Here is a 25555-nt window from a genome sequence, read left to right on the forward strand (position 1 = left end):
TCCCGTCCTTAAATCGCGCATTGCCATTCCCGCCGCGCTCTGTGCCGCTCTGCTTCTCGCAGGTTGCGGAAAATCGCAAAAAACCGGAACCGCCTACGAGTCCGACGCAAAATCCAACCTCGCCCGCGCCGAGAAATCCATGAAAGGCGAGCACGACATGTCGGACTGGCAGTTGAAAAAAAATGGCCGAAATCGGCAAGTCCGTCCCCGGCAAAAGCGTCGTAGAGGAACATTCGGGCCAAGGCTACACCTACCGTGTCCGCCTCTTCGAGGACGGGAAATATAAAACGACGGTCACCCGCCTCCTTCTTTCCGAGGACTATGCCGACCGCTACGAAAGCGAGCGCGAAAATATGAGCGTCGGAGTCATCGAAGAGGCGGACAAGGCCCGGCGCTACATCCGCAGCACCTACGACGAGTATAAATACCGGGACAAAACCTGGCAGGAGGTTTACGACGACCAGAAATCCTGGGTCGAGAAAAACGCCGCCGCCGCCGCCGAATACAACATGAAATCCGGCTACCGCCTTGTCGAATGACAAAGAGGCAGGGCGGCTTCGCCGAAAGCCGCCGCCCCGCAACTCCATCCATCCCACCACTCCCATCCCTCACATTTCTCCCATTCTTCCCATCTTCCCCCCATGAATACAAAACACACCACCTGCCTCCTCCTCACCACAATCGCGGCCATCGCCGCGTTGTCCCTCGCCGGCTGCGGCAAATCCGGCTCGTCCGGCCCGTCCGCGTCCGGCTCTTCCTCCGCCCGCGAAGGCGCCCTCTCCATAAAATATAAAAAGGACAATACCGTTTACATCTTCACCAAAAGCGCCGACGGTCAGAAAAAGCGCATGGATAGCATATCCAGTCACGACGGCCACCAGCACCAGGAAACGCAGATATGGGACCGCAACGGCGGCCCCAACAAAAAAGGCATCGTCCACAAATACGAGGATGGCGCGTGGAAGGAACTCCTCCGCACCGACGCCAGCGGCAATCTCGACATGGCCGCCCTCCGCGTCGAGCAGAACCTCAACAACGCCTTCTCCGACCCCGTCGCCGACCTGACCAAATACTATGTCCACGAAAAGGTAGGCTTCACCAAGCAGCCCTCCGTCACCATCGCCGGCAAAACCTGCGACGTCTATGCCGGCGTGCGCCCGGAGAACACCGGAGGCCTGCCGCGCTACGGCGACCTGAACTTCGGGAAGTCCTACGAGGAAATCGCCGTCTGGAACGGTATCACCATGCGCCTGAAATACACCCGGACGCTCTCCAACGGCGCCAAAGAGGAAACCGTCTGCCTTGAGGCGCTGGCCGTCACCCAAAAAGTCCCCGACTCCGCCTTCACCAAGACCCTCGAAACCACCTGGATCAAATAAGAACCAACAAACAAACTCACCACAAAGACACAAAGATCACAAGAAAACCCTAATCATGGTTTTATACACAAACCTCCTTTTTCGTCCTTTGAGTTCTTTGTGTCTTTGTGTCTTTGTGGTTAATAAAAATCATCACCATCATGACCGCAAAATCCACCGCCAAAATCCTCATGCGGTTCCTACCACTGCTTTTAATCGCATCGGTCCTCCCGGCCCGTGCCGCCGTCGTCTCGCCCTTCATCCGCGCGGGCGTTGACTACAGCAAACCCAACGCCATCGAGGAAGTCCGGGGTGCCAATTCCGACAACTGGAAGGACAAGCTCGACGGCTGGAAGCCCGGCTACTTCGCCGAGATCGGCCTCACCCTTTTCGACAGTCACACCTTCGGCCTCGAAGCCGGATATATGAAAATCAGCGATTCCGTGGACAATTCGCTCATCGGCTCCGGCACCGGCCAGACGCCGGTTGCCATCACCGAAAAAACCCAAATCCCGATTCTCCTCAATTACCGCTACACCCTCGGCCTCGGCCCCGTCGGCCTCTACGTCGGCGCCTCCGTCGGCATGATGAGCGACAAGGCCGGCTGGAAGGCCGATGTCAACCACGCGATCGAAAACTACAAGGATTCCAACTGGATCGGCCTCTACGGCGCGACCGCCGGCGTCGTTATAAAACTCGGCAAGACATGGGCGCTGGATGTCGGCGCCCGCGCTCTGGCCTCCAAGGAAAAAACCTTCTCCGACAACGTCGAGGACGAGTCCGTCACCATCGGCAAAAACAAACTCTACTGGCGCCCCAACGTCCGCGCCGCCCTGAGCTGCCGCTGGTGAGAACCGAACCGATATTTTGAACAGAAGAAAACGAAGGACGCCAGGAAAACCATAATTATAAAATGTATTCTTCGCTCCCTTTGTTTCCTTCTGTTCAATAAAAACCGAACCTTTATTTTAACAGGATTTCAAGATCTGGCAGGATTATAGTATTATTTGCACATGCACCAGGTAGGGCGAACCCTCCGGGTGAGCCGCGGCTCGGCGGGGACGCCTCGCCCTGCCGTTATGTATAAATATCGATAGAAAATACTATAAAAACAAGCCTGACAACCAAAACCACCTTCCCCGCGAATGGACACCGCTGGCACGGATATTTTTTCCAAAACCACGAGGAGCCACGCAAAACAACGGCCGAGAGGTTTGATCCGCGCCCGGCCGTGTTCATTCGCGGTCAATAAATTTCCCCGCCATGCCCGACGAAAACCAACCCGACACCACCGCCGCGCCCATTGACGCGCCCGCCGCTCCTGAAAACCCGCCGACGCCGCAGCCGGCGGACGCGCCCCCGCCGCCGGAAGGCCGCTGGGTGTGGGTCGCCGACACCGCGCAACCCTCACAATCCGCGCAACTCTCGCAGCCCGCACCCGCCCCGGCTCCCGTGCCCGCGGCGGCGCCCGCACCCGTTGCGGACACCGCGCCCGCCGCCGCTCCCGGCGCGTCGCCGGCATCCGCCGCGCCGGAGAAGCGTTTCAGCAAACTCTCGCTCGTCACGCTGCTGGCTGGCCTGCTTGTGCTCATCTGGCCGTTCACGATCATCTGCGGCCATATCGCGCGCGGGCGCATCCGTCGCTCCAAGGGCGCTCTCACCGGCGGCGGCGTGGCGCTGCTCGGGCTGTTGCTCGGCTACCTCGGCATGGTGGCCTGCGTCGCCTCGACGGTCTCCGGCGGCCTCTGGATCTGGCGCACCAGCTCCGGCATCCGCGACGACATCGCCGCCGGGCGCGACCCGGCGGAGGCGGTGGTCAGCCGCGTCGCCCCGGCGGTCTCGAAGCTCGGCGAGCCGCTCGTCAAGGGCATCATGAAGAGCGAGGCCCTCCTCCCCGCCGGCGTGCGCGAGCAAATCAACACCGCGCTCGACGAATCCGCCGACCAGCGCCTCTCCCTCGCCGGCCAGTGGCTGCTCCAGCAGGCCGCCGCCAACGGCGGGTGCCTGCCCGGCACGCTCGACGGCTTTGGCAAAAACGCCCTCGGCTCCCTCGGCACGCAACTGCCGGGCGGCGCCGCCCCCGCCGCTCCCGCGCAACCCGGCGACGCCGCCGGCGCCGCGCTGCCCGGCGGCATGCCGCTGCCGGCCTCCGGCATGGCGTCCGCGCTCGGCGGCCTCGACCTCTCGATGTTCTCCTCGATTCTCACGCGCGGCCTCGCCGTCGTCCCCGGCCTCACGACCGCCCTGCCGCCCGACACCGTCGCCCTGCATTACACAAAACCGCTCGCCGACGGCACCGTGCCGGTCTTCCTGCTCGGCGGCGAAACCGCCCGCCTCCAGCCCGGCGACCCGCGCCTCGCGGGCCTCGCGCTCGAAAAGTGACAGCAATCTCCGTGGTTTGAGTGGCACGGGCGTCACGCCCGTGGGTTTGGCGTTTTTCCGGCAAAGCATGGGCGGGACGCCCATGCCACACGAACCGGCGGCTTCGCCGTCCACGGGCGAGGACGCCCGTGCCACTCAAGCCACGCTTGCCCGGACGGCCCGATTGCGACCAAGCAAAGGCCATTCCGAAAGTTTTTTCAAAAAAATCCGGATAAATCCGCAACTCTTGGCGGTGTTTCCCCAATGGATGGGTGGACGAAACTATTCCGCTCCCATTCCCATCCATGAAAACCACCAAACTATCACTCACCCGCTGCCTCGCGACCTTCGCGGCGGCGCTTCTCATCGCGCTGGGCGCGCCCGCCGCCGCCACCGCGCAGCCGGAGTCGGCTGCATCCGCCGTCCCTGCGTCCGTCCTCGTCACGCTCGACCCGCAAGGCGGCGCGTTCCCCGCCGCCGCCGCCAACGCCAACGCCGCCACGCCCGCCACCCTCGCCGTCACGCCCGGCGAAGCCTACGGCGCGCTCCCCGTGCCCGCGCGCGACGGCCACGTCTTCCACGGCTGGTGGACGCTCCCCGACGGCACCGGCGCGCTCATCACGCCCGGCACCCTCGTGCCGGTGCCGGCAAACACCGCCGCCGCCGCGCCCGCGTCCGCCAGCGACACCGCCCTCACGCTTTACGCCAAATGGTCGCCCGCCGCCGCGTCCGTGGCCGCCGCCGCTCCCGCCGCTCCCGCGCCTGCCGCCGCCGCGCTTCCCGACGAAATCATAGACGTCTCCCTGCTTGTTCCCGGCACGGGCACAATCCGCGGCAACGGCTGGCAGTTCCAGTCCACCGGCACTGGCCACGCCAACATCAACACGGTGTATCTCTTTAATTATGCCTACAATTTCATCCTGACCGGCACCGGCGCGGCCGGCGTGGATGTGGAAGCGTATCGGTGGTCCGGCACGCCAGCCTGCACCATCACCCTCGACAACCTCTCGCTCACCGGCATCCGGGGCCGGTCCCTTGCCTCGATGAGCTTAAAGACGGACGGCGGAAACCTCACCATTTACGCGAAAAACAACACGGTCATCACCGGACGTTCCCCGGCAGGCGGCATTTGGGTTAGCGCCACCGGCGCCACCACCGGCACGCTCACCCTCGACCTCGCCCCCGGCGCCGTGCTCGACACCACCAGCGCCGACGGCGGCGGCCTCACCTGCAGCGGCACCGCCGCCGGCGCCGCCCTCGTCGTGCAAGGCTCCGGCACGCTCAACGCCCTCACCGCCAGCGGCACCGACGTTTTTGGCACGTCCATTGGGGATGCCCTCTTCGGCTACCGCGTGCCCGCCGCGGGCATCCTCGTGGAAGGCCCCGTGCTCCTCACCGGCAGCGTCGCCGTCAACGCCATCGGCGGCAACTACTCCGGCACCTACACCACCCCATCCAACTACGCCCCCGGCGACGGCGTGCGCGCCGCCGCGCTCACCCTCGACGGCGCGGCCCGCCTCACCGCCGCCGCCGGCAGCTACACCGGCACGCTCACCGCCTCCGGCTCCGGGCGCACCGGCGGCAACGGCATCGTCCTCTTCGCCGCCTCCGCCACCGCGCCCGCCGCGCTCACCGTCAACTCCACCGCCGCAAACGCCCTCGTCGCCACCGGCGGCGCCACCGCCGCCTCCGGTGCCGTCCCCGCGTGGACCGGCAACGGCGTCGCCGCCATTGACATAAATTATCCGACCGACCTCGTCATCAGCGGCACCGGCCAAATCAAAACCGCCGGCCACAACGGCGTTTATTCCGACGGCGACCTCGCCATCAACGGCGGCAAAATCACCGCCGAGGGCCGCGGCTCCGGCTACGCCCTCCACGCCGCCGGTGGCGTCGCCACCGGCACCGTCACCCTCGCCAACACCGCCGCCCTCATCGTCACCGCCACCAACCGCGACACCCCCGCCAACATCGTCAAAGGCACGCTCGTTGACCCCGGCCACAAACTAAACGCCACCGGCACGACGACCGGCACCGGTGGCACCGGAAATAATAACAACACCGGCGGCGGCGGTGGTGGCGCGCCCTCGCTCCCCTTGCTGGCGCTCCTCGCCCTCCTCGCCGCCCTCCGCGCGAGGAAAACCACCCGCGAATAACAAAACCGGGCCGATAAATTAACCACGGAGACACGGAGGACACGGAGTCATGAAAGAGAATTTTATTAAAAAACTCCCTCCGAACTCCATGTCCTCCGTGCCTCCGTGGTTAAATAAAACCGAACCAATAAATTGAACCACAAAGAACGCAGAAAACGCAAAGACTGATAAATATGATTTTTCCATGAGTTCTTTGCGTTCTTTGCGGTTAATTAAAAACGAACCATTATTTCTAACAGAAGGAAACGAAGGGAACCAGGAAAACCATAATCATAAAATGTATTCTTCGTTCACTTCGTTTCCTTCTGTTCAATAAAGATTGAACCAAAAAATTTAACCGCAAAGAACGCAATGGGCGCAAAAAATGATCATACTCCTCCCTGCGTTCTTTGCGTTCTCTGCGGTTAATAAAAAAACACCCGAACTTAAATTTTTCCTCCATCATGAACACACATAACAAACAACACACCAAGCCGCTGGCCCTCGCCGCCGCGCTTCTCATCACGCTGGGCGCGCTCGCCGCGCCCGCGTCCGCCGCCTCGGATTTCGAGGGGCGCATCGACATGAAAATCAGCAACCCGCAATCCAAGGAAAACAACAACGCCGTCATCAGCACCTATATAAAAATGCCGAAACTGCGCATCGAGATGAATGCCGCGCTCGACGTGAGCGGCACCGCCGCCAAGCCCGGCAAAAAGCAGGCGCAGGAGTTTGCCATGACGATCATCACCGACACCGAGACCGAGGAAAACCTCATCCTCATGCCGCAGCAGAAAATGTATATGGTGTCGAAAGGCAACCGCGGCAACGCCTCCGCGTCCGGCCAGGCCGAGGACGCCTACAAGCCCACCGGACGCACCGACACCATCCTCGGCCATCGCGTCGAGGAATACGCCAGCACCGGCTCCGGCGAATACACGGAAATGTGGCTCGCCAGCGGCCTCGGCGCCTTCCGCATGGCCGGCACCGGCCCGAACGCCAGGCAGCAGGAAAAGAAAGGCTGGGAAAAATTCCTGGAGGAGAAGGGCCTGTTCCCGCTGAAAGTCACCACCTATAAAAAGGAGGGCGACGACAAGATGATGTATCAAATGGAGGTGATCAAAATCGAAAAAGGCAGCCAGCCCGACTCGCTCTTCGTCCCTCCCGCCGATTACAAAAGACTCGACATGGGCGGCATGTTCGGCGGCATGTCGGACGCCATGAAGGACGCCGCCGCCGAAAGCGCCAAGGAAGGCGCGAAGGATGCCGCCAAGCAAAAAGCCAAAAGCAGCGTCTGGGACCGGCTCAAGAATCTCGGGAAATAACCCCGCCCCGCCCGGACAAACGATGCGACTATATTTAAACATGGAGATACAGAGACCGGGGAAAGTTCTTTAATAAATTCTCTTTCATAACTCCGTGCCCTCCGTGTCTCCGTGGTTGATTTATTGGTTCGTTTTTATTGAACAGAAGGAAACGAAGGGAACGAAGAATACCTTTTTATGATTATTATCTTCTTTGTTCCCTTTGTTTCCTTCTGTTAAAAATAATGGTTTGTTTTTGCCGTCCACAAATTACACGGATTCGCACGGATTATTTTTATAATTTATTTTTCAATCTGTGTTAATCTGTAAAATCCGTGGACAGTTTATCGGTTCGGTTGTTATTAACAGCAAAGGCGCAAAGTCCGCGAAGGGGCGCGAAGGTTTTTGAAGGGTTTGTTTTCTTCGCGAAACTTTTCCGCGCTTTGCTCCTTTGCTGTTAATTTAGTGACTCGTTTTATTTCACCATCCGGGTTTCCAGAAGATTGGCACGACACCCTTTTCCGAATGCCCACAACGAAACCATCCGCGCGCCTGCGCGCCGTCGCGCCGTTTGTCATCGCCGTCGCCGTCACGCTGTTGTTCGCCGCCAGCGGCATCACCGACGCGCTCGACCGCGCGTGGTTCGATCTGCTCCAGCGCGCCCTCGCCCGGAGCGGGCCCGCGCCGGACGACACCGCCATCGTGCTCGTGGACGAGCAGTCGTTGCAAGCCCTCGGCGCCGATCCCTACGCCATGCGCTGGCCGTGGCCGCGCCGCGCCTTCGCGGGGCTTTTCACCGCGCTGCACCGCGCGGGTGCGAGGCACGTCGTGGCGGATTTTCTTTTTCTGGAAAACTCCTCCGACGCTGCGGACGACGCGTTGCTCGGCTCCGCCGCCGCAGGTTTGCGCGACATCACGCTCGGCGCGCTGCGCCGGCCCGCCCCCGGCGCGCCGCCCGCGCTGCCTGTCGTATGGCCGGAGGCGTTTCGCCGGGAACACGCCTCTTTTTTCGACGGCGGCACCGCCCGGTCGCGCTGGGGCTGGGTTGATGTTTCGCCCGATGCCGACGGCATCCAGCGCCGCTACACGCCCGCCGGTTCGCTGGGCGCGGCGGCGCTGGCGGAAAACAAACATATGCCCGGCGGCGAGCATCTCCTGCGCTGGGCCGGCGGGCTTGAACAGCTCAAGGCGCGCGGCGTGCCCGTGCTGCCCGCCGCGCCTTTCGCCGCAGCGGGCATGGCGATTCTAAACGAAGCATGCGCGCGCACCGGCGAGTTCGAAAATCCCGCCGCGCTCGGCGCCGCCATCGGGACGGAGCCCGCTCCTGTCGGCGGAATTTTCGAGCGCGTGCGCGGGCGCGTGGTGTTCGTAGGGGCCAACGCGGCGGGCGCCTTCGACGCCATCGCCACGCCCGCCGACGCGCCGGAGCCGGGTGTCATCGCGCATTGGACGGCGTTCGCCAACCTGCGCGCCGGCACCCTCACGCGCGACGCGGGCCGCGCTCCCGTGCTGGCGGCGGCGCTGGCGGCGATGCTCGCCGTGGCGCACGCCTCCCCTCGCCGGCGGCGAGGCCGGGCGGACGGCGGACATTCCCCGCAGGCAGGCGGGCTGCGCGCGCCCGCCGCCGTCGCCGTCGCGGTGACGCTGCTCGCGCTCCCCGGCGGCGCGGCGCTGCTGCATTTCGGCAACATCTGGCTCGCGCCGTCCCTCGTCGTCATCGGCTCGGTGGCCGCGTTCGGCGCCGGTGTCGCCGACGGTTATTTGCGCGAACGCGCGCTCAAGCGCGAAATCCAGACGTGGTTCGGCGCCTATGTGTCGCCCGCCGTGGTTGAAAAATTGATACGCGATCCCGGCTCGCTCGCGCTCGGCGGCGAGCGGCGCGAACTGACGGTGTTTTTTTCGGACATCGCCGGCTTCACCTCGCTCAGCGAGCGGCTGGACTCCGCGCAACTCGTCGCGCTCGTGAACGGCTACCTGCACGAGTTCAGCGAGGGCGTGCTCGCGCACGGCTGCTACATCGACAAATACATCGGCGACGCGCTCATGGGCGTCTTCGGCGCGCCCGGGCCGCTGGAAAACCACGCGCTCGCCGCATGCCGTGCCGCGCTCGAATGCCGCCGCCGGCTCGACGCCATCAACGAGCGTCTCGAACGCGACCACGGCATGCGGCTGGGCGTGCGCATCGGCATCAACACCGGCCCGATGGTCGTCGGCAACGTGGGCACGGAGAAAAAGAAAAACTACACCGTGCTCGGCGACGCGGTGAACCTCGCCGCGCGCCTCGAAAGCGCAAACAAGCAGTTCGGCACCGGCATCCTCATCGGCCCGCTCACCGCCGCGCGCGTGGCCGGGCTGCTGGCGACGCGCCCCGTCGGCCTGCTCCGCGTGAAAGGCAAGGCCGAGGCCGTGGCCGTGCACGAGCTCGTGGGCGAGCCCGATTCGCTCACCGCCGCGCAACGCGGGCACCTGGGTGCCTGCGCGGAGGGTTTCGCGGCGTGGTGCGAACGCCGTTTCGCCGATGCCGCCGCCGCCTACGCCCGCGCGGTCGCGCTCCGTGCCGACGACACCGTCTCCGCGCGCTACCACGAGGCCGCGCTCACCCTCGCCGCCAGTCCGCCCCCGGAGGATTGGGACCCGGTGATCGAGCTGCATTCAAAATGAGAACCTTGTCACAAACCATCTGCGGGCGCCCGTCCGCGGTTGAAAAAATGCCCGTCAGACCATGAAAACCACCACTAGAACCACCATGAAAACATCCGCATTCATCCTGCTAATCCCGCTCCTGCTTGCCGCCGCCCCGGCGGCGCGGGCCGCGTTCGCCAAGGGCGACACCGCCTACGCCAAACGTCTGGAGACCCTGCTGCTCACCGGGCCGGGGCCGTTTGCCGGGGCCGGCGGCAAGGTCGCCTTCGGCGCGCCGCTTAAAATCGAGGAGATGCGCGGCTCGTGGCTGCGCGTGTCGGCCAAAAAACCGAAGACCGCCGGCTGGGTCTATGCCGGCAACGTCGCCGGTGAAAAACCGTCCATCCCGCCCGCCTCGGGCATGACGGCGGACACCGCGTCGGGCACCGCCGTCGCCGCCGCCGCGCGCCCCCTCACGCGCATCGCGGGCGACTACGCGGAAAAACGCAGCCTCGACCCCGGCGGCGACGAGTGGCTGACCGCGTTTGCCGCGGCCATCGTCGAGGAGGACATCATCATCTGGCTCATCGAAAACAAGAAAGGGGAATACCAGCAATGAAACCGCGTTTTTTTAAAACACACATTCGTGCCATCGCCGCCGGCGCCGTGATCGCTCTCGCATCGGCGGGCATTGCGCGCGCCGGCCTGCTGGACAAAATCCGCGACGCGGGCGGCGCCCTCCAAAAGGCAAAGGACACCACGCAAAAGGCCGCGACCGTGACGAAAAAAACCAAGCGCGTCGCCGACGGCGTGCGGGGTTTCCCGCTGGAGCAGGAAATCGCGCTGGGCGAGGCCGTCTCGCTCGAAATCACCGCCCGCTTCGGCGGCGTCTGGCGGGACGAGGAGGCCACGCGCCGCGTCAACCTCCTCGGCAAGGCCCTCGCCCGCTACTGCGACCGGCAGGAACTCGGCTGGGTCTTCGGCCTGCTCGACTCCGACACCATCAACGCCTACTCCGCGCCCGGCGGACGCGTTTTCATCACGCGCGGTCTCTACAAGCTCGCGGGCGCTGACGACGAGCTGGCCGGCATCCTCGCGCACGAGATCACGCACATCACGCGCCGCCACGCGCTCGCCAGCCTGCGCCGCGGCGAGTTGCTGGCCGCCAGCCTCGATTTGGCCGGCGAGGCCGTCGCCGACCTGAAGGCGTTTGGCGATGACATCCAGACTGTCACCAGCGCGCTCTTTGAAAAAGGACTCGACCCTGCGAGCGAGTTCGACGCCGACGCCGGCGCGGTGACACTGTGCGAAGTCACCGGTTTCAGGCCCGGCGGCTTGCGCGCCGCGCTCGAAGCGGTCGCAGCCGCCACCGCCGGCGATGCCCGGAAACCGTCCGACATCTTCGGCACGCACCCGCCGATCGCCACGCGCATCACGCGCCTGCCGGAATAGCGAGGCGGCTGCGCCGCCAGTTGAAGTTTAAGTTGAAGTGAAAGGAAGAAAACCCGCCGCAGCCGGAAACTTAAACTTAAACTTTAATCCTCATGCCCACCCACGATATCGCGCTCATCGTCACGCTCGCGGCAGGTTTTGTCCTGGCCTTTGTGTTTGGCTTCGCCGTCAGCAAGGTTTCGCTGCCGCCGCTGGTCGGCTACCTGCTGGCCGGCGTGGTCATCGGGCCGTTCACGCCGGGCTTCGTCGCCGACACGGCGCTGGCGGGGCAACTCGCGGAAATCGGCGTGATGCTGCTCATGTTCGGCGTCGGGCTGCATTTTTCCATGTCCGATCTCATGGCCGTGCGAAGGATCGCCATCTTGGGGGCCGTCGCGCAAATCGCGGTCGCCATGGCGTTGGGGGCGGGCCTGGCCGTGTTGTGGGGCTGGGGGCTCGGCGGTGGCATCATGTTCGGACTTTGCCTCTCGGTGGCGAGCACGGTCGTGCTCCTGCGCGCGCTGGACGAGCGCAACCTGGTTGACTCGCCCAACGGGCGCATCGCGGTCGGCTGGCTGATTGTCGAGGACCTCGCGATGGTGTTGGTGCTGGTGCTGCTGCCGGCGTTCACGGAGCTGCTCGGCGGGCAGGCGCCGGGGACAGAGCACGGCGCGGACGGCGCCGCCGGCGCGCACGGGCTAACGTTCACGCTGGCGGTCACATTGCTCAAGGTCGGGGCGTTCGTGGCCCTGGCGATGATTCTCGGGCCGCGCGTGGTGCCGTGGGTGCTGCGGCAGGTGGCGCGCACGGGGTCGCGCGAGTTGTTCACGCTCGCGGTGCTGGCGGTGGCGCTGGGCATCGCCTACGGGGCGACGCGGGTCTTCGGCGTCTCGTTTGCGCTGGGCGCGTTTTTCGCGGGCATGGTGCTCAACGGCTCCGATTTCAGCCACAAGGCCGCCACCAATTCGCTGCCGTTGCAGGATGCGTTTGCGGTGTTGTTTTTCGTGTCGGTGGGGATGCTGTTCGATCCCATGATAATCGTGCGCGAGCCGCTCATGCTTGCGGGCGTGCTGCTGGTGATCCTGATCGGCAAAACGCTCGCCGCCGCGGGCATCGTGCTCGTGCTCGGCTACCCGTTGAGCACGGCGTTCCTGGTCGCCGCGTCGCTTGCGCAGGTCGGCGAGTTTTCGTTCATCCTCGGCGGCCTCGGCATCAGCTGCAAGCTGCTCCCGTCCGACGGGCTCAGCCTCATTTTGGGCGGCTCGTTGTTCTCCATCACGTTCAGCCCGCTGGTTTTTCAGGCTGCCGACGCGCTGGCCGCCCGCATCCTGAAAAATGCCGCCTGGAAGACGCGCTTCGAGACAAGCCGCCGGGAGCGCTTCGTGCGCATCCAGAAGGACTTTGACGACGCCCGCGAGCGCGCCCGCAAAAAGGCCGCCGCGCGCAAGACCGTCTCGCCCGAGCAACTCGCCGAGCGTTTTCCGCTCTTCAGCGGCCTCGCGCCCGAGCAGCGCGAGGTCGTGGCGCTGCATTTCAACACCGTGGAGGCCCAGCCCGGACAGCGCATCATCCGCGCGGGCGACGAGGCCGACACCGCCTACTTCATCGCCTCGGGCGAGGTGGAAATCTCCGTGACGGGGCGCAAAATCAAGCTGCAAGCCGGCGACTTTTTTGGCGAGATGGCGCTCCTCAGCAAGGCGCGCCGCACGGCGGATGTCACGGCGATCGACTACACGCAACTGCTCCGGCTCAGCCGCGCCGACTTTCTTCGGTTCATGAAAAAACATCCCGACATCCGCGACCATGTTACGGCCCTGGCCCATGAGCGCGAAACCATGAACCGCACACAGCCTCCTTTTGGGGAAACTTCCGCCCCGGAATCCTCGGAATCACGCGCAGTGTGACCAAAAACACGGACGCTCCCGCCATTACGAGAGCCCCGGCGAGGCAAATCATCTCGGATTGGCTTGCTCGCATCTCAAATAGCATTGCCGAAAGACGGTTGGTGTCGTGCCGGAACAATGCGGCGATGACCCCGCCGGTCTCGCGTTCGATGTTTGCGCCGTCCTTGCGCACCCGCGTCTCGGCGAACTTTTCCAGCTCATCGACCATCACGCGCACGACCCGGTCATGGAGCTCGATAATCCGGGCATCCTGATAAAGCGCGATAACGGAAACCGACTTCGGCGGGCTGATTGTAAAATCGTAAAACACACGATGATTTGACACGGTCTTGTTTGCGTCACGCCATGTCGTATTGCGACGCGCGGTCAGCCGTTGTCCGGTTTCCGGATGCAGCCCGTCGCACAGCCCGAGGAAACTTTTTTCATCCACCACGCTTTCGCGCCCGAGCATGGACGCGGCGACGCCGCGCCACTCGCCGGCCACCACATGGCCGTCCATGTAGTAGTCGCCCACGGCCAGATGCTCGCAGAATATCCTCGCGCATTGGCCAGATTCAATTGAGGCTTGGGAGTCCGCATCTCTCATATAAGGGTTTGCCGTCAACCAACGCAGCCGCGCCATGAATGCGGACAGGCCACCTTCACCCGGAACGCACCAGCGTTCTTTTGAGCGAGGACGCCTTTCCCCTTGCGCCCGGGCGCAATGATTTTTTCGGGGCGCTCACGCCCCGCGCACTGTCGGCGTCGTGCGACTCAAAACCGGGTCATCCAATACACCGGGTTTGTCCGGATTCGCAGGATGCGCGACTGAGTGACGCATCCGCCGCCCTCCGATTTTTGCGCACTCGCGGCGCATCATCGCCCCCTTGTTTTACGACGTGACATCAAGAAACTCGCGGGCAACCGGAGCGCGGGCACGGGGTCGAAATGCTGGCCGGCGATGGCGGACGCACGGACCTTCGCGACCCGCTGGCGAAACGGCTGCCCCCATTTCCCACGGGCCGCCACGCGCTGCCATCCCCGCTTGCCTGACACCAGAAAAACATCGCGCACTTTGCGCCGCAAAAAATCCGGGCATCGGCGTTCGGGACTGTTTCGCAACCATTGCGGAAAACCCCGTCCGTCGCGCGCGCATCGCAGCCGCGTGGCGTATCCAAATTTTATGACAAAAAACGCACCCTCCTGCCGGCATGGCTGATTGGCTTGGCGACGGCCCGCCCAAAAAAGCGGGCGGCGGCTCAATCAACCCACAAACAGCATCCGCCCGTTGAAGCGACGATTCCCCGCAAGGCCGACACCCGCGAGGCCACGCCGCGCCCTCGTTCCTCGCTTGCGGCGTGTCCACGCGGCGGGACGGTAAAACCACGCGTCACCCGGAAGCAGACGCGGGCGCGTCCTCGCTGCGCTCCGGTCGTCCCGCGACTGCTTCCGGGCCGGCGGCCCCCCAACCGGCAGGCCGCGCGCCTGCCCGATGGCAGGCGTGCACCGCAGGTACGCGGAGGAATTTTATCAGGCGGAAACAGGGGAATCTCATGCGCCGGTCGTCATTCGCCAAGGGCGGAAGACTGTCCCGAACGCATTGCGCGCGGCGGAAATCGCTGAAACGCACCCCGGCCATGCCTTGACTTGGCAAGCGGGGATAGACCACACGTCGCGCCCCGTTGCCGATGATGGTGTCGCACGCAAGGTTCGCTACGCTCTCCACCTTGCCCGCGACACCCGATCCGCAATTATGGGGCGCGAAGGTGTGCCGGCCGCCGCCAGCAGCAAAAGCACACGGCAGACGCCGCCCCACGGTCCGCACACGTCGACACGCGACTTGCGCCACTCCGCGCGCGCGGCAGCCGTGAAAACCTCCAAAACAGGGCTCGCCAAACAGGACGGATTCCCGCATTATCCGATCTGGATTTGATTTTGTATTCATGATATGGATACAAGCGAGGCAACACCTTTACGGGAACCGCATAACGTTGCCAAAAAGTTGCCAGAAATGATGTTTTTTGCTTCACTTTTCCTCTCCGACCTGCCACTCTCTTCCCGTTCTAAACTATTAACCATCAACTAGCCCTTGTCGAAGGGACGGCTGGCCTGCTGCGGGGCGTCGTTGCGCGTGCTCATGGCCTTCATGGAGCAGAAGCTGGCGTAGCCGAAGGGCGTGATGGAGGCTTCCGCGCCTCCTGCGATCATGATGTCGGCGTCGCCCCGGCGGATCATGTGCATGGATTCGCCGATGCAGTGGGTGGCGGTGGCGCAGGCGGAGACGAGGCCGAAATTGGGGCCGCGCGCGCCGATCTCGATGGCGAAGAGACCGCTGCACATGTTGCCGATCAGCGAGGGAATGGTGAAGGGCGAGACCTTGCGGGGGCCGCCTTCGATGAGGCGCTTGAGCTGGGTTTCGTAGGTGGACATGCCGCCGATGCCGGAGCCGATGACGACGCCGACGCGGTCGGCGTCCTCCCCGGCCATGTCGAGTCCGGCGTCCTTGAAGGCCTGCTTGGCGGCGGCCATGCCGAAGTGGGTGTAGCGGTCGTTGCGACGGGCTTCCTTGGGGTCCCAGTGGTTTTCGATGTTCCAGTCACGGACTTCGGCGCCGATCTGGCAGGTGAAGTTCGTGGGATCAAACTGGGTGACGCGGTCGATGCCGCTTTTGCCCGCGAGGAGGTTGCTCCAGAAAGTGTCCACGTCGTGACCGATGGAGGCGATGGCGCCGAGGCCGGTGACGACCACGCGTTGGCTGGGAGGAAGGTTGGATGCCATAGGATAATGGATGAAATGAAACGGTAGAGGCTTTTTTGGGCCCAAGCAAAGCCCGGAAAATTTTCGATTTTGGATTCTCGATTTTCGATTGGGCGCTACCGCGCCGTTTTGCTGACGGAGCGGCAGCTCCACCAATCGAAAATCGAGAATCCAAAATCGAAAATAAAAAAGGCGTCCCGCCTTGAGTCTCGTTGGAGGCTCCGGGCGGGGCGCCGTTTGGAAATGCGTTTGGGCCAGAAAGGCTCAGGCCGCGCCGGCCTTGCCTTTGATGTAGTCGATGACCTGGCCGACGGTCGTGAGTTTCTCGGCGTCGGATTCAGGGATTTCGCCCTTGATCTCGTCCTTGAACTCTTCTTCGAAGGCCATGATGAGTTCGACCGTGTCGAGGGAATCGGCGCCGAGGTCGTCCAAGAAGGAAGCCTGCGGGGTGATTTGCTCTTCGTTGACGTTAAGCTGGTTGACGATGATTTCCTTAACGCGTTGTTCGATGGTTTTTTGTTCAGCCATGTGGGTTGGATTACTGAGAGTTGAAAACAGGGTCACATTGCCATGCCGCCGTCAACGGTAAAAACTTGGCCGGTGATGTAGCCGGCTTCCTCGCTGCAGAGGAACGCGGTGGCGTGGGCGATGTCGGCGGGGTCGCCCATGCGCTGCATCGGCACCTGCGCGACGGCGGCTTTCTGCACCTCCTCGCTGAGCACGGCGGTCATGTCGGTCTTGATGAAGCCGGGGGCGACGACGTTGGCGGTGACGCCGCGTTTGGCGAATTCGCGCGCGACGGCCTTGGTGAAGGCGATCATGCCGCCCTTCGCGGCGGCGTAGTTGGCCTGGCCGGCGTTGCCGATGAGGCCGACGACCGAGGCGATGTTGACGATGCGGCCGTGGCGGGCGCGGCACATGGGCCAGCCGATGGCCTTGGTCCAGTAAAAGGCGCTGTTGAGGTTGGTCTGGATGACGGCGTTCCAGTCGGCGTCGGACATGCGCGCGAGCAGGCCGTCGCGGGTGATGCCGGCGTTGTTGACGAGGATGTCGATCCTGCCGTGCTTCGCGAGGAGCGCCTCGGCGGCCTGGGTGACGGCGGCGGAGTCGGACACATCGACGGCGAGCGCCTCGGCCTTGCCGCCGGCGGCGGTGATGGCGGCGGCGACGGAGCCGCACGAGTCGGCGGATTTCGAGACGCAGATGACGGTGACGCCCGCGGCGGCGAGCGTCTCGGCGATGGCCTTGCCGATGCCGCGTCCGGCGCCGGTGATGAGTGCGATGCGATGGTTGAAGGTCATTGGGAAACGCGAATAAAAGGTGAAGGCTGACGGCTGGACCGGGAAAACGGAAGACGGAAAATCGAGCGCGGCGGTGCCCCGAAAATTGCCCCGAAATTCTCAGGACGACGCGCGCGGCGGAATGTGTTAGCGTGCGTCCATGCGAATGAGCCACGCACAGATGTATGAGCGCGTCCTCGCCTCCGACGCGAGTTGCAACGGGCGTTTCTTCCTCGGCGTGCTCACCACCGGCATTTACTGCCTGCCGTCGTGCCGGGCGCGGAAGCCGAAGGCGGAAAACATCCGCTTCTTCCCATCCTGCCAGACGGCGCGCGAGGCGGGTTTGCGCGCGTGTAAAAAATGCCATCCCGACGATTTCGAGCGCGGGGCCGATCCGGTGCTCGAAACCGTCGAGGCGCTCGTCGCCGAGGTGCGCGCGGAGCCCCGGAAGTTTCCCGACGCGCGCGCCATCGTGCGGCGCTCGGGATTTGGGGCGACGCGGGTGTTCGAGTTGTTCCGGCTGCACTATCACACCACGCCCGCGGACTTGCTGGCCGAGGCGCGGGTGGCAGCGGCGCGGCGCATGCTGCTGGACGGGAAACGAAGCGGGTCGCTGCTCGATGTCGCGGAGGCGGCGGGATTCGAGTCGCAGTCGGCGTTTCACGAGCATTTCCGCCGTCTCAACGGCCTCACGCCGTCCGCCTATCGCGAACTCGGCGCGGACGATGACGCCACCGCCGCGCGCGGCTTCACCGTCACGCTGCCCGCCGGTTACCCGCTCGCGCTTTTGTGGCGCACGCTCGGGCGCGACCCGAATGGCGTCACCGAGAGGCTGGAGGGCGGCGTTTTCCGGGCGGCGATCCGCATCGGCGCGGACGGCGCGCCGGCGTTGCTCACGATGCGGTTCGAGGACGGCGGCCGCGTGCGCGCGTCGTGTTCGCGCGGCCCGGCGCATGGGGCGCACGCGGTCGTCGCGCGGGTGCTTGGCCTGTCGCAGGACGCCGCCGCGTTTGCGCGGCTGGCGCGGCGGCTCGGGTTTGCCCGGCTCGTGAAGGGGCGCGAGGGCCTGCGGCTGGTGCAGACGGTGTCCGCTTTCGACGGGCTGGCGTGGGCCATCATCGGGCAGCAGATCAACCTGCCCTTCGCCTTCCAGCTCCGCCAGCGCCTCGCGCTGCACGCGGGCGAGCCGGCGGGGGACGGACTCGTCGCGCTGCCGGCCCCCGCGACGGTGGCGGCGCTGGCGCCGGAGGCGTTGTGCGCGCTGAAGTTTTCAAGGCAAAAGGCGGACTACCTCATCAACGCCGCGCGGCTCATCGTTTCCGGGCGGCTCGATCTCGAAGGGCTGCGCGCGATGTCGGCCACGCGGGTGGAGCGCATCCTGGCGGCGGTGCGCGGGCTCGGGCCGTGGTCGGTCAATTACCTCATGATGCGCTCGCTCGGCTTCGCCGACTGCGTGCCCTACGGCGACACCGGCCTGACGAGCGGGCTGCAACTGTTGATGAAGCTCGAACAACGTCCCGGCGCGGACGCCACGCGACGGTTGATGACTGTGTTTTCGCCGCATCGCAGCCTGGCCACCGCGCATTTATGGCAGATGAAACAATCCATTTCCTGAATACATCATGAACTACTATTACGATACCTTTTCCGCGCCGATGACCGACGGGTTTTCCGTCGTGGTTGACGCGGACGGCAACGTGGTCGCGACCGCGTTTGGCGGCGGTGAATGGCTGCGCGGGCGTTTCGAGGGCGGCGAACTCGTGCGCGACCCGAAACGCGCGCGCGCGGCCCGCGCGCAAATCGAGGAGTATTTCGCCGGCGCGCGCCGCGCGTTCGATCTGCCGCTCAAGCCGGCGGGCTCGCCCTACCAGCTCCGCGTGTGGGAGGCGTTGCGGGCGATCCCGTTTGGCGAGACGCGGAATTACGGCGGGCTCGCGCGGGCGCTGCGCTCCTCGGCTCGCGCGGTGGGCCGGGCGAACGGGGCGAACCCGATCGCGCTGATCGTGCCCTGTCACCGCGTGATCGGCGCGGACGGCTCGCTGACGGGGTTCGCCTATGGCACGGAAGCCAAGCGCAGGCTGCTCGCCCACGAAGGCGTGGAGCCGTGGGCGTCGGAGCTGGTGTGATCGTCCCGCGACGGTGTGAACACCGCCGCCGCGACTGGAACACAAGCCGTGCAAGCCACGGAAGCCGCTGCGGTCTGCCTTCCAGTCGCGCCGACCGTGTTCACACGGGCAAAAGGCCGCCACACCGCCCACCCCTGCGCTTGCCCCGGAGACACGCCGCCGCCACCATCGCCCGCCATGAACTACCGCGCCCGTTTTCACGACTACCGCGAGCCGGCGTTCTACATGCTCACGCTCGTCTCGAAAAACCGGCAGCCTCGCTTCTCCACCTGCGCCGATGACCGCGTGGTTTTCACCACCGACGGCGGTATCGCCCACCGCTTCTGGCATAACATCCCGAAACGTTTTCCCGAAATCAAGACGGGCACCCTTGTCGTCATGCCCGATCACATCCACGGCATTTTGTGCGTCACGCAGCGCATGGGAAAACCGCTCGGTGTGGCGGTGCGGGCGTTCAAATCGCTGACAACGGGCGAACTGCGCCGCCAGCATCGCGTCCCGGCCCTTGAGGTCTGGGAACCCGGCTACCACGACCACGTTTTATACAGCGCGGGCGCGCTGCGGGCTTGGACGCGCTACCTCATGGACAACCCGCGCCGGTATTGCCTGAAAAAGGCCAATCCTGATTTGTTTCGCCGCGCGGAGGGGCTCGCGCATCCGGCGCTGCCGTCCGGCCAAAACTGGACGGGCTACGGCAACCGCTTCCTGCTCGACCGCCCGGAAAAACTCGCCGTCCGCGTCTCGCGCAAGGCCGCGCCGGGGGCAATCGCCACGTTGCGCGAAAAGACGCTGGGGGCCGTGGCGGCGGGCGCGGTGGTCGTTTCGCCATTCATCTCGCCCGGCGAAAAGACAATCGCACGGGCAGTTCTGGCTGCGGAGCGCGGCGCGGTCATTCTGATGAAGCCCGACGGCTTCCCGCCGTTCTTCAAGCCCAAGGGCCGCTATTTTGACGTCTGCGCCGAAGGCCGCCTGCTCATCCTCTCCGCTTCGCTGCCGGCAGAGAAGCCAGTCGCGCTCACACGCGAAGTTTGTGTGGCCATGAACGACTGGTGCGGGCACATCGCGGGGACGGGGAAAAGGAAGGGCAGAGTGAACCGCCCGCGCAATAGGAACACAAACCAGGCCGGCGCGTGCGGGAGACAGGCAGCACGCGCAAGAGCACGGCGGACCCCGGCTTGCGTTCCTGTCATGCCGCCCATGTTCGCACGGGCAAAAAAAAAGAAGGCCGGAGGATTGCTCCGGCCTTCTCGCTATAGATTTTTAGTTACCCGAGGCGGGACTTGAGGGCTTCGCGCTCGGCCTTCAGCGCGGCGGGGAGCTTCGCGCCGACTTTTTCGAAGAACGACGCCTGATCCTCGACCTCCGCTTTCCACTTGGTCGTATCAACGGCCTGAAGCTCGTCGAAGGCGGCTTTCGAGAAGTCCGCGCCCGACCAGTCGAGGTCGTCGTAGGAAGGCTGGTAACCGATCTTGGTCTCGACGGCCTTGGCGCAGTCGCAGCCGATGGCGCGGCCGACGATCCACTTGAGGACGCGGGCGTTTTCGCCGAAGCCGGGCCACATGAATTTGCCGGCGGCGTCCTTGCGGAACCAGTTCACGTGGAAGACGGCGGGCATCTTCTTGGCCTTCTTGGCCATGTTGAGCCAGTGCTGGAAGTAGTCGCCGACGTGGTAGCCGCAGAAAGGCAGCATGGCCATCGGGTCGCGGCGGACCTGGCCGACTTTGCCGGCGGCGGCGGCGGTCATCTCGGAGCCCATGGTGGCGGCGATGTAAACGCCCTGCTCCCAGCTCTTCGCCTGATAGACGAGGGGCATGGTGTCGGGGCGGCGTCCGCCGAAGATGAAGGCGCTGATGGGCACGCCGGCGGGATCCTCCCACGCGGGGTCGATGGTCGGGCACTGGGAGGCGGGCGCGGTGAAGCGGGAGTTGGCGTGCGCGGCCTTGACGCCGGTCTTGCCGATCTCGGGCGTCCACTTGTTGCCCTGCCAGTCGATGCACTCGGCGGGGGGCGTGTCGGTCATGCCTTCCCACCACACGCCGCCTTCGGGTGTGAGGGCGACGTTGGTGAAGATGGTGTTCTTCGCGAGCGACGCCATGGCATTCGGGTTGGTCTTGACGGAGGTGCCGGGGGCGACGCCGAAGAAGCCGGCCTCGGGGTTGATGGCGCGGAGGACGCCGTTGGCGTCGGGCTTGATCCACGCGATGTCGTCGCCGACGGTCCAGACCTTCCAGCCTTTTTCGAGGAGGGCCGGGGGCGGGATGAGCATGGCGAAGTTGGTCTTGCCGCAGGCGGAGGGGAAGGCGGCGGAGACGTAGGTGCGGTCGCCTTTCGGGCTTTCAACGCCGAGGATGAGCATGTGCTCGGCCATCCAGCCTTCGTCGCGGGCCATGTTGGAGGCGATGCGGAGCGCGAAGCACTTTTTGCCGAGGAGGGCGTTGCCGCCGTAGCCGGAGCCAAAGGACCAGATTTCGCGGGTCTCGGGGAAGTGAACGATGTATTTTTCCTTGTTGCAGGGCCAGATGACGTCCTTCTGGCCGGGGGCGAGGGGGGCGCCGACGGTGTGCATGCAGGGGACAAAGGGCTTTTCATCCTTGTCGATTTCCTTGATCACGGCGGCGCCGATGCGGGCCATGATGCGCATGTTGACCACGACGTAGGCGGAGTCGGTGAGCTCGACGCCGATCTGGGCGATGGGGGAGCCGATGGGGCCCATGCTGTAGGGGAGGACATACATGGTGCGCCCCTTCATACAGCCCTTGAAGAGGCCGTTGAGGCGGGCGCGCATGGTGGCGGGGTCCTCCCAGTTGTTAGTCGGGCCGGCGTCATCCTTGGACTTGGAGCAGATGAAGGTGCGTTCCTCGACGCGGGCGACGTCGCCGGCATCGGAGCGGGCATAGTAGCAGCCGGGCCAGAGTTTTTCGTTGAGTTTGATGAAGGTGCCGGCCTTCACGAGGGCGGCGCAGAGGGTGTCGTTTTCCTGCTGCGATCCGTCCACCCAGTGGACATTGGCGGGCTCGCAGAGGGCGACCATTTTTTCGACCCAGCTGAGAAGCTTCGGGTTTTTGCTAAGGGGGACGGAGGGATTTCTCTGGCTCATAGGTTTCTGTTTTATGGTTTCAGGTTCGTGCAGTGTGTCTGACGAAAGGGATCTGTGGTTGTTTGCTGGAATGCGGCGGATGGTCGCGGACCATGCCGGGAGAGTCGTCTAACTTGGCAAAGGTTTCACCGCGTTCCCAGTAAAAAAACTTTGCGAATCGTGAAAGGTTTCAAGGGATGCCGGTTGCCAAGGCAGGCTGAAGAGAATCAGTCATTTCCCGGAAGCAAATCCTCGGTTTTTTATTCCGCCTCTAATTAGTTTATCTTATTTATATTATCATTTGTGTACTTGGCTTGGGGCCGCATTCCGTGTTGCGGTGCGAATGTCGCCGGATACGGTGGCGCCTTTCTCCCGCATGACCGACGAAGCCAAAAAGAAACACCCGCGCCTGACCGCGCTGCGCAACGGATTTGTCTCGGGCATCGTGCTGCTCGCGCCCATCGGCATCACGGTGTTTGTGTTCTCGTGGATTTTCAAGAAGGCCGGCGGTGTCGTGCGCCCGCTTTTCCAGGATTACCTGCCCGCCAACATCCGCCCCGACAGCATCGTGTGGGACATCCTCGCGACGTTTGTGCTCATCGCGCTCATCACGCTGCTCGGCCTGATTTCCCGCTACGTGTTGAGCAAATATTTCCTCGGGCTGGTGGACCGTTTCATCCGCAGCATCCCCGCGGTAAGCTCGGTATATAACGCCATCAAGCAGATCATCGACACCTTCGGCACGCAGAATCGCAACGTCTTCAGCAAGGTCGTGCTCGTGGAGTTTCCGCGCAAGGGCATGTATTCGGTCGGGTTTCTGACGAACAAGATGCACGGCGAGGTGCAGGAAAAAACCGCCGAGGTCGTGTGGTCGGTGTTCATCCCGACCACGCCGAATCCGACGACGGGCTTTCTCGTGATGCTGCCGAGCGAACACATCACCGAACTCGACATGAGCGTGGGCGACGGCATGAAGCTCATCATTTCCGGTGGCGCCGTCTCGCCGCCGTGGCCGATGACCACCGAGCAGCGACTCGCGCACGAGGCGGCGGCGGGAAAGGAACCTGTCCCATCCATCGCGCCGCCGCAGGGTTGACCGGCATAGAATCAGCCCCATGCCCGCGCAGCCCCTCGACACCGAAGCCATCGTCGTCTCGCGCCGGCCGCCGTCGGATTCGTTTCAGGTTCTCACGCTGCTTTCCGCCGAGCACGGCATGCTGACCGCGCTCCAGCGGGTCGCCCAGAAATCCGCCGCCAGCGCCCCCGTGCTCGATCTGTTCGACGAGGCTGCGTTCGTGCTCGAAAGCTCCAATCAGGGCCGGACCTGGTTTATCAAGGAAGCGCGCCTGCTTGCGCGCCATCCCGGCATCGGCCGCGACTACGAGACGCTCCGGCACGCCTCCGACTTCGCGGCCATCCTCGCGCGCAATCACATCCCCGAGGAGACGCGCGGCTCGGTGCACGCCCTGCTGCGCGAGGCGCTCGTCGCGTTTGCCGGGGCGGGGCGCCCCGACATCGTTTACCTGAAATGCCTTTATCGCCTCGCGCGCGACGAGGGCTACCCGGTGCGCCAGCAATGGTTTCCCGCGCTGCCCGCCGCCGACCGAGAGGCGGTCGCGGCGATTCTCAACCAGCCCGTCTCCGGCCAGACCGCCGCGCCCGCCGCCGTCGCGCGCTATCGCGACCGCCTCGAAGCCTACCTGCGTTTGCACACGGACATCCTGCTGGATTTGTATGCCGCCGCGAGGTTTGACAGGGTTGTGACAAAGGTTTGAGAGGAAACCGTGAAATCAGGCCGATTTGCAGGGGCGTTGCACCCGGACGGGAAGCGGGTTGCAGCGGGCAATCAGCGCGGCGTGATGATGACCTCTTTGTAGCGTTTCGCCGGACCACCCTTGTTGGCGATGCCCTTGGCCCGGTCGATCGACTTGATGCGGAAGCCGGGCATCAGGCTGCGCACCTCCTCGCAGTCCTGGAAGGTGAAGAGCCATTTGCCTTTCAGGCCGCCCAGACGCTCACAGAAGGCTGTGAGATCGGCCACGCTCCAGCCATCATAGTTCTCGCCGCCGCTGTCGAGATAGGGCGGATCGACGAAAAAGAAGGTCTCGGGCGCATCGTAGAGTTCGAAGATCTTTACCCAGTTACGGTGCTCGATCGTAGTGCGGTCGAGACGATGGCTCAGCGTGCGGATGGCCACCAAGCGCTGCGCCCGCGAGGTCAGAGGCTGCTTGCGGCTGATGGCAAAGCTCGTGCCCTGCCCGCCGAAGCTGAGGCGGTTGCGGATAAACCACCGCGCTGCCCGCTGGATCTCGGTGAGTCCGGGCTGCTGGCAATAGTCCTCGAAGTCTTGTCGGGAGTTAAGCACGAGATCGAGCTCATCGAGCACCGGGTCGAGGTGGTATTTGCAGCAGCGATAAAAGCTCACGAGGTCACCGTTGATGTCGTTGATGATTTCGACCGGGCTTGGCTGCTTGGCGCAGAAGAGCGCGAGGCCTCCGCCGAAAACCTCACAATAAGCTGTGTGCGTCGGAATGAGCGGCAGCAGGTATTTGAGGAGGCGGGTTTTGCCGCCCGCCCAGCCGATGACGGGCTTGGCAGGCGCGAGGGTTTGGGTATCGGGTTGGGTGTTCATAAGAAAGGGGGACCGCGCTACCAGAAAGCCTCCACCACGGGCTCGAGGGCGCGCAGGGCGGCGCGGTCGTCGGCGGTGGCCTCAATCTGGCCGGCGAGCACGGCCTCACGCGCGAAGCAGCCTTGCTTGTGGCTCGCCGCTGCATCGAAGAGCGCGGCGCATTGCGCGTTATTGAGCATGAGCCAAGTTGCATCCGCGCATTTCCAGTTAGTCGTGAAGTCCGGATCGGTGCCCGCGGCGGTGAACACTCCGAGGATGCTCGTTTGCGAGCGGTCGTCGCTGGCAATCGGGCGATCGAGGAAAACGAAGCCGCCCGTCTCGACCTCCCAGCGGCGCTCGGCGAGGCGCGCGCGGAGCCGGGCGCGCAGATCGGCGGCGGTCACGACGGCAGGCGGGCGAGCTTCGGCCGCACCGCCGGCCAGCGCGGCGGGGATGTCGGCGGGGTCGGCGAGATCCGGGAAATACCTCCGGCCGAGAAACGCACCGCCCTCGGCGGTGTAGCAGGCGATGAGAATCCCGGATACCTCGACATCCTCCATCACCTCGTAGTAGCCCACCCCTTTGATTTGCGGATTGATCGATGGCATAAA

Annotated in this window: 23 protein-coding genes; 16 read left to right on the forward strand and 7 right to left on the reverse strand. The window is 64.3% G+C overall.

The window, feature by feature from the left end; all coding sequences use genetic code 11:
* Window positions 1-182: 182 nt before the first annotated feature.
* From OH491_RS13325 to OH491_RS13370, 10 genes are all read left to right on the forward strand, one after another.
* Complete coding sequence (locus OH491_RS13325; RefSeq protein WP_068770825.1) at window positions 183-539, forward strand: hypothetical protein; 357 nt, start codon at window positions 183-185, stop codon at window positions 537-539.
* 102 nt (window positions 540-641) lie between these two features.
* Window positions 642-1379 (forward strand): hypothetical protein, encoded by a 738-nt coding sequence (locus OH491_RS13330; protein ID WP_068770824.1) that lies wholly within the window; start codon window positions 642-644, stop codon window positions 1377-1379.
* Window positions 1380-1519: 140 nt separating this feature from the next.
* Complete coding sequence (locus OH491_RS13335) at window positions 1520-2209, forward strand: outer membrane beta-barrel protein (protein WP_145928849.1); 690 nt, start codon at window positions 1520-1522, stop codon at window positions 2207-2209.
* Window positions 2210-2621: 412 nt separating this feature from the next.
* Window positions 2622-3740, forward strand: coding sequence for a DUF4190 domain-containing protein (locus tag OH491_RS13340; protein WP_068770822.1), 1119 nt, complete (start codon window positions 2622-2624; stop codon window positions 3738-3740).
* A 284-nt stretch (window positions 3741-4024) separates the two neighbouring features.
* On the forward strand, window positions 4025-5875 hold the full coding sequence (locus OH491_RS13345) for an InlB B-repeat-containing protein (protein ID WP_342751058.1): 1851 nt from the start codon (window positions 4025-4027) through the stop codon (window positions 5873-5875).
* A gap of 443 nt (window positions 5876-6318) precedes the next feature.
* Window positions 6319-7179, forward strand: a complete 861-nt coding sequence (locus OH491_RS13350) for a DUF4412 domain-containing protein (protein WP_068770821.1) — start codon at window positions 6319-6321, stop codon at window positions 7177-7179.
* Between the two features lie 504 nt (window positions 7180-7683).
* Window positions 7684-9819 carry an adenylate/guanylate cyclase domain-containing protein gene (locus OH491_RS13355; RefSeq protein ID WP_068770820.1) on the forward strand — a complete coding sequence of 712 codons (2136 nt, stop codon included), beginning with the start codon at window positions 7684-7686 and terminating at the stop codon, window positions 9817-9819.
* Window positions 9820-9904: 85 nt separating this feature from the next.
* On the forward strand, window positions 9905-10399 hold the full coding sequence (locus OH491_RS13360; RefSeq protein ID WP_068770819.1) for a hypothetical protein: 495 nt from the start codon (window positions 9905-9907) through the stop codon (window positions 10397-10399).
* On the forward strand, window positions 10396-11232 hold the full coding sequence (locus OH491_RS13365; protein ID WP_068770818.1) for a M48 family metalloprotease: 837 nt from the start codon (window positions 10396-10398) through the stop codon (window positions 11230-11232). Before OH491_RS13360 ends, OH491_RS13365 begins: the two co-directional genes overlap by 4 nt.
* Window positions 11233-11324: 92 nt before the next feature.
* Window positions 11325-13115 (forward strand): cation:proton antiporter, encoded by a 1791-nt coding sequence (locus tag OH491_RS13370; RefSeq protein WP_068770817.1) that lies wholly within the window; start codon window positions 11325-11327, stop codon window positions 13113-13115.
* Here the strand turns inward: OH491_RS13370 and OH491_RS13375 are convergent.
* Window positions 13018-13737 carry a relaxase domain-containing protein gene (locus OH491_RS13375; RefSeq protein ID WP_084442266.1) on the reverse strand — a complete coding sequence of 240 codons (720 nt, stop codon included), beginning with the start codon at window positions 13735-13737 and terminating at the stop codon, window positions 13018-13020. The two genes, OH491_RS13370 and OH491_RS13375, sit on opposite strands and share 98 nt — an antisense overlap.
* Before the next feature lie 849 nt (window positions 13738-14586).
* On the opposite strand from OH491_RS13375, the gene OH491_RS13380 reads away from it, so the two are divergent.
* The gene (locus tag OH491_RS13380) at window positions 14587-15027 is read left to right on the forward strand and encodes a hypothetical protein (RefSeq protein WP_145928848.1); all 441 of its coding nucleotides are present in this window, start codon (window positions 14587-14589) and stop codon (window positions 15025-15027) included.
* A gap of 149 nt (window positions 15028-15176) precedes the next feature.
* On the opposite strand, the gene OH491_RS13385 is transcribed toward OH491_RS13380, so the two are convergent.
* The 3 genes from OH491_RS13385 to fabG form a co-directional block, all read right to left on the reverse strand.
* Window positions 15177-15872 (reverse strand): beta-ketoacyl synthase N-terminal-like domain-containing protein, encoded by a 696-nt coding sequence (locus OH491_RS13385; RefSeq protein ID WP_342751059.1) that lies wholly within the window; start codon window positions 15870-15872, stop codon window positions 15177-15179.
* Between the two features lie 243 nt (window positions 15873-16115).
* Window positions 16116-16379, reverse strand: a complete 264-nt coding sequence (gene acpP / locus OH491_RS13390) for an acyl carrier protein (RefSeq protein ID WP_068770813.1) — start codon at window positions 16377-16379, stop codon at window positions 16116-16118.
* Window positions 16380-16411: 32 nt separating this feature from the next.
* A complete protein-coding gene (gene fabG, locus OH491_RS13395; protein WP_068770812.1) occupies window positions 16412-17152 on the reverse strand; it encodes a 3-oxoacyl-[acyl-carrier-protein] reductase in 741 nt (246 codons plus the stop codon).
* Window positions 17153-17297: 145 nt separating this feature from the next.
* On the opposite strand from fabG, the gene OH491_RS13400 reads away from it, so the two are divergent.
* From OH491_RS13400 to OH491_RS13410, 3 genes are all read left to right on the forward strand, one after another.
* On the forward strand, window positions 17298-18746 hold the full coding sequence (locus OH491_RS13400; protein WP_334319386.1) for a DNA-3-methyladenine glycosylase 2: 1449 nt from the start codon (window positions 17298-17300) through the stop codon (window positions 18744-18746).
* Between the two features lie 7 nt (window positions 18747-18753).
* On the forward strand, window positions 18754-19257 hold the full coding sequence (locus OH491_RS13405; RefSeq protein ID WP_068770810.1) for a methylated-DNA--[protein]-cysteine S-methyltransferase: 504 nt from the start codon (window positions 18754-18756) through the stop codon (window positions 19255-19257).
* Window positions 19258-19434: 177 nt separating this feature from the next.
* Complete coding sequence (locus OH491_RS13410; RefSeq protein WP_068770809.1) at window positions 19435-20541, forward strand: transposase; 1107 nt, start codon at window positions 19435-19437, stop codon at window positions 20539-20541.
* On the opposite strand, the gene OH491_RS13415 is transcribed toward OH491_RS13410, so the two are convergent.
* Window positions 20522-22354 carry a phosphoenolpyruvate carboxykinase (GTP) gene (locus OH491_RS13415; RefSeq protein ID WP_068770808.1) on the reverse strand — a complete coding sequence of 611 codons (1833 nt, stop codon included), beginning with the start codon at window positions 22352-22354 and terminating at the stop codon, window positions 20522-20524. The two genes, OH491_RS13410 and OH491_RS13415, sit on opposite strands and share 20 nt — an antisense overlap.
* A gap of 355 nt (window positions 22355-22709) precedes the next feature.
* Here OH491_RS13415 and OH491_RS13420 point away from each other — a divergent pair, with 355 nt between their 5' ends.
* A complete protein-coding gene (locus OH491_RS13420; protein ID WP_068771153.1) occupies window positions 22710-23429 on the forward strand; it encodes a DUF502 domain-containing protein in 720 nt (239 codons plus the stop codon).
* Between the two features lie 19 nt (window positions 23430-23448).
* Window positions 23449-24108, forward strand: coding sequence for a recombination protein O N-terminal domain-containing protein (locus OH491_RS13425; protein WP_068770807.1), 660 nt, complete (start codon window positions 23449-23451; stop codon window positions 24106-24108).
* Between the two features lie 71 nt (window positions 24109-24179).
* On the opposite strand, the gene OH491_RS13430 is transcribed toward OH491_RS13425, so the two are convergent.
* Both OH491_RS13430 and OH491_RS13435 read right to left on the reverse strand, forming a co-directional pair.
* Window positions 24180-24965 carry a DNA adenine methylase gene (locus OH491_RS13430; protein WP_068770806.1) on the reverse strand — a complete coding sequence of 262 codons (786 nt, stop codon included), beginning with the start codon at window positions 24963-24965 and terminating at the stop codon, window positions 24180-24182.
* 17 nt (window positions 24966-24982) lie between these two features.
* Complete coding sequence (locus tag OH491_RS13435) at window positions 24983-25552, reverse strand: DUF4376 domain-containing protein (protein ID WP_068770805.1); 570 nt, start codon at window positions 25550-25552, stop codon at window positions 24983-24985.
* Window positions 25553-25555: the final 3 nt, after the last annotated feature.

It is taken from the genome of Termitidicoccus mucosus (genome assembly GCF_038725785.1).
GTDB lineage: Bacteria > Verrucomicrobiota > Verrucomicrobiia > Opitutales > Opitutaceae > Termitidicoccus > Termitidicoccus mucosus.